This is a genomic window from Paenisporosarcina sp. HGH0030 (assembly GCF_000411295.1).
Classification (GTDB): Bacteria; Bacillota; Bacilli; order Bacillales_A; family Planococcaceae; genus Paenisporosarcina.
This window is the reverse complement of sequence record NZ_KE150421.1, coordinates 45,337-57,431: the sequence shown is the minus strand read 5'-3', so window position 1 is coordinate 57,431 and position 12,095 is coordinate 45,337. Positions and strand designations below refer to the sequence as shown.

General features: G+C 39.1%; 15 protein-coding genes. 2 read left to right on the top strand and 13 right to left on the bottom strand.

Annotated elements, in window-relative coordinates:
- Window positions 1-64 precede the first annotated feature (64 nt).
- From HMPREF1210_RS00340 to HMPREF1210_RS00325, 4 genes are all read right to left on the bottom strand, one after another.
- Window positions 65-379 (bottom strand): thioredoxin family protein, encoded by a 315-nt coding sequence (locus HMPREF1210_RS00340; protein WP_016426586.1) that lies wholly within the window; start codon window positions 377-379, stop codon window positions 65-67.
- A gap of 13 nt (window positions 380-392) precedes the next feature.
- Entirely contained in the window at window positions 393-911 is a 519-nt protein-coding gene (locus tag HMPREF1210_RS00335; protein WP_016426585.1) for a hypothetical protein, read from the bottom strand.
- A 65-nt stretch (window positions 912-976) separates the two neighbouring features.
- The gene (locus HMPREF1210_RS00330) at window positions 977-1,507 is read right to left on the bottom strand and encodes a DUF84 family protein (protein WP_016426584.1); all 531 of its coding nucleotides are present in this window, start codon (window positions 1,505-1,507) and stop codon (window positions 977-979) included.
- A 66-nt stretch (window positions 1,508-1,573) separates the two neighbouring features.
- Window positions 1,574-2,647: a M42 family metallopeptidase gene (locus tag HMPREF1210_RS00325; RefSeq protein ID WP_016426583.1), complete on the bottom strand. Its 1,074-nt coding sequence runs from the start codon at window positions 2,645-2,647 to the stop codon at window positions 1,574-1,576.
- Between the two features lie 170 nt (window positions 2,648-2,817).
- Here HMPREF1210_RS00325 and HMPREF1210_RS00320 point away from each other — a divergent pair, with 170 nt between their 5' ends.
- A complete protein-coding gene (locus HMPREF1210_RS00320; protein WP_016426582.1) occupies window positions 2,818-3,132 on the top strand; it encodes a hypothetical protein in 315 nt (104 codons plus the stop codon).
- A gap of 79 nt (window positions 3,133-3,211) precedes the next feature.
- Here HMPREF1210_RS00320 and HMPREF1210_RS00315 read toward each other — a convergent pair whose 3' ends face one another.
- The 7 genes from HMPREF1210_RS00315 to pepV form a co-directional block, all read right to left on the bottom strand.
- Window positions 3,212-3,550: a hypothetical protein gene (locus tag HMPREF1210_RS00315; RefSeq protein WP_036659615.1), complete on the bottom strand. Its 339-nt coding sequence runs from the start codon at window positions 3,548-3,550 to the stop codon at window positions 3,212-3,214.
- A gap of 121 nt (window positions 3,551-3,671) precedes the next feature.
- On the bottom strand, window positions 3,672-4,520 hold the full coding sequence (locus HMPREF1210_RS00310; RefSeq protein ID WP_016426580.1) for an MBL fold metallo-hydrolase: 849 nt from the start codon (window positions 4,518-4,520) through the stop codon (window positions 3,672-3,674).
- A gap of 83 nt (window positions 4,521-4,603) precedes the next feature.
- Window positions 4,604-5,260, bottom strand: a complete 657-nt coding sequence (gene trmB, locus HMPREF1210_RS00305) for a tRNA (guanosine(46)-N7)-methyltransferase TrmB (protein WP_016426579.1) — start codon at window positions 5,258-5,260, stop codon at window positions 4,604-4,606.
- 69 nt (window positions 5,261-5,329) lie between these two features.
- A complete protein-coding gene (locus HMPREF1210_RS00300; RefSeq protein ID WP_016426578.1) occupies window positions 5,330-6,250 on the bottom strand; it encodes a diacylglycerol kinase family protein in 921 nt (306 codons plus the stop codon).
- Between the two features lie 4 nt (window positions 6,251-6,254).
- A complete protein-coding gene (gene thpR, locus HMPREF1210_RS00295) occupies window positions 6,255-6,794 on the bottom strand; it encodes an RNA 2',3'-cyclic phosphodiesterase (protein WP_016426577.1) in 540 nt (179 codons plus the stop codon).
- 87 nt (window positions 6,795-6,881) lie between these two features.
- Window positions 6,882-7,733 carry a D-amino-acid transaminase gene (dat, locus tag HMPREF1210_RS00290; protein WP_016426576.1) on the bottom strand — a complete coding sequence of 284 codons (852 nt, stop codon included), beginning with the start codon at window positions 7,731-7,733 and terminating at the stop codon, window positions 6,882-6,884.
- A gap of 14 nt (window positions 7,734-7,747) precedes the next feature.
- The gene (gene pepV / locus HMPREF1210_RS00285; protein ID WP_036659613.1) at window positions 7,748-9,142 is read right to left on the bottom strand and encodes a dipeptidase PepV; all 1,395 of its coding nucleotides are present in this window, start codon (window positions 9,140-9,142) and stop codon (window positions 7,748-7,750) included.
- Between the two features lie 352 nt (window positions 9,143-9,494).
- On the opposite strand from pepV, the gene HMPREF1210_RS00280 reads away from it, so the two are divergent.
- A complete protein-coding gene (locus tag HMPREF1210_RS00280) occupies window positions 9,495-9,716 on the top strand; it encodes a DeoR family transcriptional regulator (protein ID WP_016426574.1) in 222 nt (73 codons plus the stop codon).
- Between the two features lie 43 nt (window positions 9,717-9,759).
- Here the strand turns inward: HMPREF1210_RS00280 and HMPREF1210_RS00275 are convergent, their stop codons facing one another.
- Together HMPREF1210_RS00275 and HMPREF1210_RS00270 are read right to left on the bottom strand one after the other, a co-directional pair.
- Window positions 9,760-10,473, bottom strand: a complete 714-nt coding sequence (locus HMPREF1210_RS00275) for a pseudouridine synthase (protein WP_016426573.1) — start codon at window positions 10,471-10,473, stop codon at window positions 9,760-9,762.
- Window positions 10,474-10,485: 12 nt separating this feature from the next.
- Window positions 10,486-12,093: a polysaccharide biosynthesis protein gene (locus HMPREF1210_RS00270; protein ID WP_016426572.1), complete on the bottom strand. Its 1,608-nt coding sequence runs from the start codon at window positions 12,091-12,093 to the stop codon at window positions 10,486-10,488.
- Window positions 12,094-12,095: the final 2 nt, after the last annotated feature.

Sequence of the window (12,095 nt, the reverse complement as noted above, 5' to 3'; positions counted from 1 at the left end):
TCCTTTACAAAAGGAAGCGGTTCCTACCGTTTGGGCGGAACCGCTCTCATAATATTGGAACATTCTAAAGAAGTTCTGTTAGGAATTGTTCTATTTCTTCCTTAGTTTTACGGTCTTTGCTAACAAAACGCCCTGCTTCCAGTCCGTTTCTAAAGACTAAGAAACTTGGAATTCCATATATCTCTTGTTCTGCACACAAATCAATAAATTGATCACGGTTAACAGATACAAATTTGAAGATTTCAAACTTCTCTTCAACCTCTGGCATGAAAGGGTCAATAAAATGACAATCCGGACACCAGCCAGCCGTAAATAGAAACACAACATCTTCCGTTAATTTCAGAGCTTGGAATTCTTCAACAGATTGTAAATCTCTCATTTGAATTCCTCCTTTATGAATCAATTTTTACAGAACGAACAATTTCCATCATTTGCTCCATGTTCGCCGAAATGTTAGCTTTATCCGAAATGGTCGTTAGTTTCACGCCACCGATACTTGCCATAATTTCGTATTGTTCCTCACCTGATGGTAAAACAGCGATGAAACCAAAGCGACCATTTTGCTCAAAAGTCTCTTGAGCTTTAATGTCATCTTTTTTCTCAGCTTGTAATAAATCATAAAATAAATGACTATCTTGTTGTTCATTCGGGTTTACAAACAACACATACGATTCGTCGTTATCCTTCATGACGATGTTCGTTTCGTCCGAATCTTCCTCTATAGAAAAGCCTTTTGGAACAAATAATTCAACATTTTCAATTTGTTCATTCGGCTCAGCTGATTCATTTTGAAAAGCTTCTTTTGCAGCATTTATTCCTTCTCCCATTTGTTCTTCAGGAGTTGCAGAACAAGCAACTAAAGTTACTAATAAGAAAGGTGCGATCGCAATTCGCATCCATTTTCGTCTCATGTTTTTCCCTCCTATCTAAGAAAGCACTATGTTCTATTTTAATATGGTTCCCATATCGTTGCAACTTAAGTCGTTTTTTGCGTAGGATTGGCATACAAGTATTGACCTATCAATAGTTTGACAATGTGTTCAAACATCACACTGCGATTGACAAGTCCGTTTGTGAACACACCTACGGCTCCTTCTTTATGTCGTATTCCCACTTGTTTTGTGTAGGATTCCATTACAGGTCCAAGCTCTTCCCCATTTCGGATGGGTTCCGCCACTTCTGCAGGCAAAGGAATCTGGGCGCCTCCAGCGATAAATTGCTGACCTGTTTTCGTATGCAGTACACCCCAGTTGCAAACAAACAGTTGACCATTTATCTCTTTCACTCCTCCCTCGAGTCCGAAAGAAATTTCCGCTTGGGATTCCTTGAAAGCTAACCATGCTCGGTTTTTTGCGCCGAGTAAAGTTTCTTCGTCTCCAATTGGTTGATCCGAAACATTCGAGGGTACAGAAACTGAAAAGAAATCCACATTTTCCAGTAATGAAGAACATATATTTTCTACTGCGTTCACTTTTGCCTGATTTTTTGTTCCAATAGCAATTTTCATATGAGTCTCCTTGAATTTCGCACAAAAAAAGCGCCTTTTCAGGCACTTCTTTATTATTTTGGTTTACTATACATTTTGACGAATGGTATCGAGTGTTGTTTTGTCAGCAGAACGGACTAATTTCACAATTAATTCTTTTGCCGCTGCATAATCGTCCGTGTGAATAATTGAACCCGATGTATGAATGTATCGTGAACAAATCCCCACAACTGCACTCGGTACGCCTTCATTTGACATGTGTACGCGTCCAGCATCAGTTCCACCTTGAGAAATGAAATATTGATATGGAATTTTGTGTGTTTCAGCAGTATCCAATACAAATTCACGCATTCCACGATGTGTAATCATGGAGCGGTCAAAAATACGGAGCAACGTTCCTTTACCAAGTTGACCGAATTCTGATTTAGAACCAGACATATCATTTGCAGGACTCGCATCCAAAGCGAAGAACAAATCAGGTTTGATTAAGCTTGCAGCTGTTTGTGCTCCTCTTAAACCCACTTCTTCCATTACATTGGCACCTGAATAAAGTGTGTTTGGTAATTTTTCATCTTTCAATTCTTTTAACAATTCAATCGCAAGTCCACAACCATATCGGTTATCCCATGCTTTCGCTAATATTTTTTTATTATTTGCCATTGGCGTAAATGCACAGACCGGGACAATTTGCTGACCAGGTCGTATACCAATTTTTTTGGCATCTTCCAAATCATCCGCACCAATATCAATGAGCATATTATTAATATCCATTGGCTTGTTGCGTACAGCATCACTTAATAAATGTGGGGGAATCGAACCGATGACTCCTACAACTGGTCCATTATCTGTAATAATTTCGACACGCTGCGCAAGTAAAACCTGGCTCCACCATCCACCTAATGGCTGGAATCGTAACATTCCGTTTTTTGTGATTTGCGTCACCATAAAGCCGACTTCATCCATATGTCCTGCAACCATGATACGAGGACCTTGGTCATCCCCTTTTTTCAATCCAAAGATGCCACCTAAATGGTCTTGGACAATTTCATCAGAGTATTTTTCAAGTTCGCTTCTCATAAACTTTCTCATGGCATGTTCATTGCCTGGAGCTGCTGGAAGTTCAGTTAATGTTTTAAATAATTGAAGTGTTTCTGAGTTCAATGTCTTATCCCCCTAAGTACTTACAGTCTTTCATATTGTAGTCGATTTATCAGAACATTTCCATCTTTTTTCTTTCGACAATCGAATTATTCGCATGAGTGATTTACACACTGTTTGGCGGACTCAATTATGATACACTGAAAAAAATGGTTTTATTAGGAGGTTATTTAATGAGAACGAGAGATTTACTTCTTGGATTTTCCACGGGTATCGCGGCAGGATTTTTAATTCGCGAAGCTGCCCATCGAATTGACCCAACGAAACCGGCCGAACTTGTTTTGCATGGCATCAAACAATCATTTAAAGCTGAAGGACCTATTGATGGTTCGTGGATTTATATGAAGACAGAACCTTTCAAACGTCAAGCGATCTCGACTGATGTTTACAGAGGTGGCATTTCACGCGTGCATGAAGGGGAAATCGAGCAATTCGAATTTTTCGCAGATGCACGTACAGGTACTGTCGTTGAATTAATCAAAATATAAGACAAAAGCGATCCCATTTTGCGGGATCGCTTTTTTTATAATAAAAATTGCAAGGAGTTTAATATGGAGAGTCTTTTTATCAATCTTCTTTCTCTACTTCTTCATACAAATCGTGGTCGCCAATATAAATAGGGCCGTTTGCATAATCGATTCTGATTGGCCATTCATACGGAATGGATAAACGGCTGCAAACACCTCTCCAAAATTTACTCGAATCGGTTTCAAATTCATGAAAATCTTTTAATAGTTCTTTATAAGACGAACCGTCAAATTGTATATTCATATCCTGTAGCCTCATGAGAGCCAGATGTCTAACTTCAAGCCCTGCTGCCTTTTCCATTTCTTCGTCAGTTGCTTCTCCGAGAACGGTTCCTGGCGGTGGTAAGATAGCGTAGATATTATCCACTTCTTCTTCCATTTCTTGTGTTTGAATTATTTTATTGCGGATTCGATTAAGCACAACATCAACTCCTAATAGTTTTACGGCTATTATACAAATACTCTTTTAAACTACACAATCATACAATATAGCTATGGTATTAATTATTTGTCCGTTCTAATTTCTCGATGATTTCTTTTCCTGTTTCATCCCACTTGATCAATCGGTAGTAAGCATCATGATAGAAGATAAATGAATGACCGTTTGCTAAAGCTTCTTTCATTAATTTTTCTTTGGCAAAAACTGAAGTCATTGGGTAGTCGTCAAAAGCCAGTACCCACAATGGATTTTGATGAGCATGTGTTGGCATGATATCCGCCATGTGGATGATCGTTTCACCATTTTGTTCGAGCTTAATGATGCTATGCCCTTCACTGTGTCCACCTGTATGAATCATTCGGACTCCTGGAAGTACTTCAAGCTCTCCTTCGAATGTTTCAACCTGGCCTTGGATTGCTTCCCAATTTTCTTTCCAATATGTATTCCTTGAACGGATGTTTGGGTTACGCACTTCGTTCCATTCAATAGCAGATAAGTGAATTTTCGCATTCGGGAAAGTAGAAACAAGTTGATCATTTTCTCTTCTTGTCAGACCAGAAGCATGATCGGCATGCATATGTGTCATGAGAACGTAATGAATATCATCAGTCAACAGCCCTAACATAGCCAATGAATCCTCGAGTTGAGACTGTGCTTTAACCCCATTATTGCGTAATTGTCGCTCGTCCATTTTATTGAACCCAACACCGGTATCAATCAATAAGTTTTTCCCATCTACTTGAATCAGAATTGGGTCGGTACTCATGGCAATTTGGTTTGATTCGTTGGCAGGGTATTTTTTTGACCATACCATTTTTGGTACCACCCCAAACATGGAACCCCCATCTAAGTTTGTCAAGCCTCCGTTTAACCATGATAAAGTCATTTTGTGAAATATATATTGATCCATATGGAACCCTCCTTTGTACTGTTTTCAGTGTATCAAAAAACGCCACGACAATCTCTTGATTGCGTGGCGAGTATGTTATAACTTTAATCAGCCTTCTTCGTGATAAATTGAGATTCTAGGCGATAGATGGGTTGTCCTTTTGCAGAAAACTTTTCTTCGTATTCCGTCATGATATTGTCTTCTGGCATGTTTGCATGTAAATCCAGTGAAACATATTTCAACAACATGCCATATGCTGACATGCTCATTAACGAGAATTCAAAAAGTCCACGATTATCGGTTTTAAAATGAACTTCACCGTTATCAATCAGAATTGACTCATATAACTTCAAGAAGTTTTCGTGAGATAATCTTCTTTTCTCGTGTCTAACTTTTGGCCAAGGATCCGAGAAGTTTAAATAAACGCGACTAACATCATTCTTTTCAAAGAATTTGGCCAAGTGTGCCCCATTCACTTTTAACAGTTTCAAGTTTGGCAATGTACCCGCTTCCAGAGCATTTTCTAAAGCAGATACGATCACACTGTCATATAATTCGATGCCCATATAATTAATATGTGGATTGGCTTTCGCCATACCTGTCACAAATTGACCTTTTCCAGTGCCTACTTCAATATGCAATGGATTGTCATTTTGAAAGACTTCTTCCCATTTGCCTTTATGGTCTTCCGGATTTGGTATCACGATATGTGGGTGTGCAGCGATAAAATCTTCTGCCCACGGTTTATTGCGTAATCTCATAATCTATTCCTACTTTCATACGTGCTTTTCGACTATACATTATCATCCAAGTTCCCGCTATCGTCAAGTTCATGTCAATTTCGTTATTTTCCACCGCTTAGGAAGAACTGTGAATTTGTCCGCTACTTGTGGCATCGTCTTGCTCGCAAACTCCCCATCTGTGTGTCGATACATATAATCATTAGTTGTTAAAGCAAACGATTTAGCTGACATTTGATGTACTTCTTTAAACGATGTATGCTTCCCAAAATATACGGAAACAAAAACGAGTAAAAGTTTAATACGTGACAAATGATGAACAACCGTTAATTCAATTTGACCATCAGCTGGATTGGATTGGGGAGAGATTTTCATTCCTCCTCCATAGTAGGGCTGGTTACTTACAGTCACAAACCATACTTTTTTGAATGATTGACTGTAACTAGGCGTTTCTACGGTTAAATCGAAGTGTTGAAATGTCACCAATGTCTTAATGAGAAAGAATGTATAAGCAAGTTTGCCAAGACTGAATTTATTCAATATTTTTTTCACTGGTGATTTGTTTACTTGGTATGCAATGTATGCGTCAAAACCAATGCCTGCATTGTTAACAAAATAGTAATTTCTATTCTGATGATTCATTACACCGATGTCCATTTCATTCGCCAGACCTTGTGACTGCACATATTGATTGACTTCGTGCGCGTTTTGAAAGGACAGAAATCCGCGTCCAAAATCATTGCCTGATCCTGCGCCGATGACTCCTGCGATACAATTTGAACAATCGAGAATCCCTTCAATTACTTCATGGGCAGTACCGTCTCCTCCAAATGCTATAATCAGTTGGGGCTCACCCGTTTCAGCACATTTTCTTGCTAATGTAGTGGCGTGTTTTGGACTGGTTGTCATTTGGAAATCGTATGTAAAATTTAATTTCTTTTTGAATTGCTCCCACCGTTTCAACGACTTTCCGTTAGCTGCTGTGGGATTGACAATAATGGTTGTTTTCATCAAATTAGTCCTTTAAGTAAATGGTATGAATTGCTTGATAAGAGGGCGTGACTCCAGGATTGATGGAGTATACAGAAAATTGATTCACCTTGAACTTACTTGTTGCTATATGCATTTCTTTTGAAAATCCCTCTTGCTGTCCACTCCATTTTTTCGCTAAAGTGATATGCGGAACAAACTTCTTGCTATCCACAGGCAATGAAAGATCCAGGCATTTTTCTAGAATTGTACTTTGCAACTCGCTGAATTTCGGATGTTCTTCGATCGCTGCATAGATTACACGTGGCGTAGTGGGATTTCCAAATGTGGACACTCCACAAATTGTAAGTTTCATGGATGCAAAGGATTCATTGTCATCCAGCTCTAGCATCAATGTCTTCAATTTTTCGCTTTCCACGGCACCTAAATAAACCAACGTGATATGCAAATCCTCTACAGACGGCAATCTTTTGTGTGTTTTTTCCAACTGCCAATCATTCCGTGTATTAACCAGTTGTTGAGACAGCTCACTTGGTAGTTTTACCCCGATAAAATAATGTTGCATCTCATATACACCACCCTTTTTATACAACTCAGTTTACAGGAATAAGGTTAAAAAAAATACCCCTCCACTTAGTGGAGAGGCATTAACTTATGCATGCACAGCTTGCTCAATTTTTGCTTCAAATGCGGCTTGTAATTTTTTCGTCCAAACTCCTGGTAAACCTGAACCGACTTTTACTCCATCGATGACGACAATCGGCATGATTTCCGAAGTTGTCGAAGACATGAAGAATTCATCATTTGAATAAACAGTTGATAGAGACATCGGTTCTTCGACTACTGGTAAACCGATTTCTTCACAACAAGCCAGAATGACGCGACGTGTGATGCCATTTAGTATTAAGTTGGTCGCTGGATGTGTATAAAGAACGCCGTTTTTAATCCCATACATATTCGAAGAAGAACCTTCCGTAATTGTATCTCCTCTATGTAAAAGTGCTTCAAAACATCCATTTTCATAAGCTTCTTGTTTTGCCATGATATTCCCAAGTAAATTCAAGCTCTTAATATCACAACGCAACCAGCGTACATCTTCAACCGATTTGGCAGCTACCCCGTTCGCCATTTGGGAAACGGGACGTTCCACTAACTTCGTGTATGCCGTTAGAACCGGTTCAACAGCTTCGGTAGGAAAATGATGTTGTCTTGGACTTCCGCCGCGCGTAATTTGAACATACACCTGTCCAGTTGTCACTTCGTTGGCCTCGATTAAATCGTACATCATTTTATGGAATACATCTTTTGTATATGGAATGACTAATTTAATTTTATCGGCACTTTCGTAAAAGCGATCAATATGTTCTTTCGCAGTAAACATATTGCCATTATATACTCGGATGACTTCGTAAATGCCGTCGCCAAACTGGTAACCACGGTCTTCTTTAGATAAATGTACTTCTTCGTCTTTTACTAATCGATCATTCCACAATACCAAATTCATATAAATCCTTCTTTCTACGATTGATTTGAAGCCAGTTCACAAATTGCATCTGCATAAATGGCAACTGCTTTGATTAGATTTGGAATATCAATAAATTCATCCACTTGGTGGGCTACATCTTTCTCACCTGGGAATAACATTCCGAACGCTACACCTTTTTTAAGGACACGTGCATAAGTACCTCCGCCAATGGATAGCAATGTTGCCTTTTCACCCGTCTGTCGTTCATATACACGGGATAAACTTTGAATGAGCTCATCCGATTCTTCTATATAATGTGGTTTTGAATTTGATGTAACATCGACGGCGATTCCTTTGTCACTCATAATCGTCTGGCACTGTGTCAATTGTTTCTCAAAATCATAGGTCACGGAGTATCGTAAGCTGACATCCACCGTTCCGCCTTTAGCAGGATCAAAAGAAATGATGCCTGCATTCAAGGTTGTATCTCCTGACATTTCATCATTGTAGTTCAAACCGAAAGCATTTCCTCTAGAATCTTTAAAGAATGATGTGGAAACAAATTCAACAAAAGTCTTCGATCCAGCAGTTGTCACAACATCTTTCAGGAATTCAGCCAGATACACACCCGCATTTATGCCATCATTTGGTTCCATGGCATGCGCTGATTTTCCTTCCAATGTCATTTGAAAGGTATGATCTTTTCTTTCAATAGAACCTTGCAGTTGATGTTGTTGTGTGAACTGTTCAAATTCCTGTTCAATTGTATCTAGTTCACCATATACAACAGCTGTTGCCAAATCAGGAACCATGTTTGTACGTGTCCCTGCTTGGAATGATTGCAACTGCTCTTCCTGCTCTACCTTGGCCGTAGTGAATCTTAAAGTAGAAATGCCTTTTTCTGCGTTGATAATTGGGAAATCGGCATCAGGAGCAAACCCAATATGCGGCATTTCTTCTTTTTCAAAATAACGTTTTACGCATCGGAATCCACTTTCCTCGTCTGTTCCGATAATTAATCGCACCCGTTTATTTAACGGTATTCCAGCTTCTTTCACCATTTTCATAGCCATCCAAGCAGCCATTGTTGGGCCTTTATCGTCAATGGCACCTCTTCCATACAAACGGTCATTTTCGATATGACCTTCAAACGGAGGATAAGTCCAACCTTTGCCTGCTGGCACCACATCAACATGTCCTAAAATACCAAGAAGTTCTTCCCCTTCTCCCATTTCAATGTGCCCAGCCATTTGATCGACATTTTTCACTTGCATTCCCGCTTGCTGACCTTTTTGAAGCATCCACTCCAGCGCCTTTAGCGGCTCGGGTCCAAACGGGTGATCTGTTGACGATTGTTTTTCATCCAGAACACTGGGAATTTGTATCAGTTGTTGTAATTCTGCTAATAGTTCATCCTGTCTTTTGTGTGCTTCTTCCATCCAATTAATCACGTTTGAATTCCTCCTGCCACTTTCTTAAAGCTATTCTACACCTTTCTTCGAAAAATCATAGGGGGCAATTCCACTTTCTTTTTATACGAACATTATAGCGATTTTGTGAAAAAAATGTTCGTTTTTACATGTCAATATTGTAAAGACACTGTAAATTTTAGATATAATACTAGAATTATTGAGCTTTTTACTATATAATCGAATTGTCAGATAACAGTAGTCTGACGAACTAATAGAAAAGGGGCTGTTTACGGCACTCTATTCAATATAGTGGAGTCTACTTTAAGACTCATAATATCGTCCGCTAGTCTTTTGCCAAGAGAACATAAGATGAAGGAGTGGTTCTACATTGAAACCAACTACTGATCGGATGCTCAATCGTATTAAAGATGTGTACATGTTTATCCGAGATCATGGGATTGTTACGACACAAGACTTAGTCGATGAATTCGGCATCACTCCTCGCACCGTTCAAAGAGATTTGAATGTGTTAGCCTTTAATGACTTGGTCAGCAGTCCAAGTCGAGGCAGATGGACAACGACGAACAAACGCGTAAAAATGACATCTTAGACTACTTAATCAAGGTAAAAAAGAATGACCGAGAAAATCTCGGTCATTCTTTCTGTTGTAATGCTTCTAATTCAGCTTCTGTTAATGGACGATAATCGCCGAGCTCGAGAGTTTCATCCAATTGAAGAGAACCCATACGCATCCGTTTTAGATACGTCACTTTTTTACCTACGGATTCAAACATTCGTTTTACTTGATGAAATTTCCCCTCCATAATCGTCAACTCGATTTCAGACACTTCACCACTTGACAAGATAGTCAATTCACCAGGTTTTGTGAAATACCCATCATCAAGCGTGACACCTTCTTTAAACTTCTTCACATCATCATCTGTTACTCGCCCATCAATAGTGGCGAAATATAATTTCGGCACATGTTTTTTCGGCGATAAAAGCTGATGGGATAGATGGCCGTCATTCGTCAGAATCAACAGACCTTCCGTGTCTTTATCCAAGCGTCCTACAGGAAAAGGTTTAAAATGTTGCGCCACTGGATCAAGTAAATCAATGACGGTTTCATCTTTTTTATCTTCCGTGGCAGAAATGACACCAGGTGGTTTGTTCATCATTAAATAAATAAACTCTGTATAAATAACTTCTTCCCCATAAACAACAATCGAATCTTTTTCCGCATCGACGTGCATGGAGACATCCTTCGCAGAAACGCCGTTTACTTCAACTGCTTTTGATTTAAGCAAAAGCTTTACTTCTTTTCTCGAACCATAACCCATATTTGAAAGCAATTTATCTAACCTCATAAAAGAACCACCTTAAAAACCAAATTTCTTCGTATATTTCGTTAATCGTTCACCAAATAATTTCTGCGCAATTCCCAAACGAAGGGCAATGGCTCCATAAACTAGTGCGCCAACTGCACCTACAATTAAGATAATCAACATAGCCCCGAATTTAGATTCGGCAGGCATGATTTGAATTAGCACCATGCGAGTGATGACAGCGGCAATGAACATCGCTACGTTTATCAATGTAATAAGTGCGATTCTTCTTACCAATAAAATGGAACGGTAGTTTTGCGTTACCACCAATACAGCAAAGTTCATAAAAATTGCAACACTGTATCCAATAATCGTCGCTGCAATAGCCCCGTTCGTTTCCCACAAGCTGATTAACGGAATGTTCAACGCCAATTTAATTAATAATCCAACCAACAAGTTGAGAATGATCCATCTCTGTTGATTGATACCTTGTAAAATGGCAGCAGTTACAGGGAACAGACTGAATAGAATGGCAACAGGCAAGTAATGCGCCAGAATATCTGAGCCAACTGCACTTTGTTCATAGAATAAGTGATAGAGTTCAGGAGCCAGAACCGTCATTCCAATCACAGCAGGCATCGTAAGGAAATATAGGATTTGGAATGTCTGATCAAGCGTTCGTGACAATTGCTTATGCTCATTGGTCGTGAAATATTTAGTTACCAAAGGTATCAATGCCATGGAGAATCCGGTCGCAAGCATGACAGGAATCATAACCAATTTATGTGCCGTGAGATTCAGAATACCCAAATAATCGGTTTTCAAGGAATGTCCTGCATCACTCATTGCACGATTGAATGTTAATAAATCCACAAATTGGAACAGTGGATTAGCAACTCCCAAAAATACTACCGGAATTGCATAAACCAAAATTTCTTTATACATATCTTTTAAATTCACATCGTAAGAAGCTGTAGATTTTTCAAGTAAATTGTCATATTCCGGTTTCTTTTTCCGCCAATAATAATACAGCACGACTATACCGCCAAGTGCACCGACAAACGCGGATAGTACAGCTACTTGAATGGCTTCTTTTGGTGTTCCACCAAAAACATTCAAGACCAGGAAAGTGCCCCCAAGTAAAAAGATAATCCGTACGATTTGTTCAATCAATTGAGAAGATGCTGTTGGCATCATGAAACTATACCCTTGGAAGAATCCTCGAAGCAAGCTCATAAAAGGAACAGCAATCAATGCAAAACTAACCCATTGAATGGCATCCGTCACGTCTCCAACCGTATATATTTTCTCATTCTCAGCGATGGTAACTCTTGCAAGTGGTTCCGCAAAGAAATATAAAAACAAAAACGATAGGAATCCTGTGACCATCATCGCCATTAAACCGGATTTTAATAATCTTCTGCCTGTTTCATAATCCCCTAAAGAATTATATTTGGAAACAAACTTTGAAAAAGCCAAAGGCGCACCAGAAATCGCTACTGCTAGCATAAGATTGTATGGAATATATGCATATTGGTACAGCCCAATATTCTCTTCTCCAACCATCGAGTAAAATGGGATGATATAAATAACCCCTAATATTTTCGAGAGGAATAGACCAATCGTCAGAATGGCCGTACCTTTATATAAATTATTTGACATGT

Bases quoted from the DNA above. Each gene is read 5' to 3' on its own strand.
- HMPREF1210_RS00320 (WP_016426582.1), top strand. From the start codon at position 2,818: ATGAGAACGAGAGATTTACTTCTTGGATTTTCCACGGGTATCGCGGCA.
- HMPREF1210_RS00300 (WP_016426578.1), bottom strand. From the start codon at position 6,250: ATGAAAACAACCATTATTGTCAATCCCACAGCAGCTAACGGAAAGTCG.
- HMPREF1210_RS00330 (WP_016426584.1), bottom strand. From the start codon at position 1,507: ATGAAAATTGCTATTGGAACAAAAAATCAGGCAAAAGTGAACGCAGTA.
- dat (WP_016426576.1), bottom strand. From the start codon at position 7,733: ATGAATTTGGTATTGTGGAATGATCGATTAGTAAAAGACGAAGAAGTA.
- HMPREF1210_RS00340 (WP_016426586.1), bottom strand. From the start codon at position 379: ATGAGAGATTTACAATCTGTTGAAGAATTCCAAGCTCTGAAATTAACG.
- HMPREF1210_RS00315 (WP_036659615.1), bottom strand. From the start codon at position 3,550: ATGGAAGAAGAAGTGGATAATATCTACGCTATCTTACCACCGCCAGGA.
- HMPREF1210_RS00310 (WP_016426580.1), bottom strand. From the start codon at position 4,520: ATGGATCAATATATATTTCACAAAATGACTTTATCATGGTTAAACGGA.
- HMPREF1210_RS00275 (WP_016426573.1), bottom strand. From the start codon at position 10,473: ATGAGGTTAGATAAATTGCTTTCAAATATGGGTTATGGTTCGAGAAAA.
- thpR (WP_016426577.1), bottom strand. From the start codon at position 6,794: ATGCAACATTATTTTATCGGGGTAAAACTACCAAGTGAGCTGTCTCAA.
- trmB (WP_016426579.1), bottom strand. From the start codon at position 5,260: ATGAGATTACGCAATAAACCGTGGGCAGAAGATTTTATCGCTGCACAC.
- HMPREF1210_RS00270 (WP_016426572.1), bottom strand. From the start codon at position 12,093: ATGTCAAATAATTTATATAAAGGTACGGCCATTCTGACGATTGGTCTA.
- HMPREF1210_RS00335 (WP_016426585.1), bottom strand. From the start codon at position 911: ATGAGACGAAAATGGATGCGAATTGCGATCGCACCTTTCTTATTAGTA.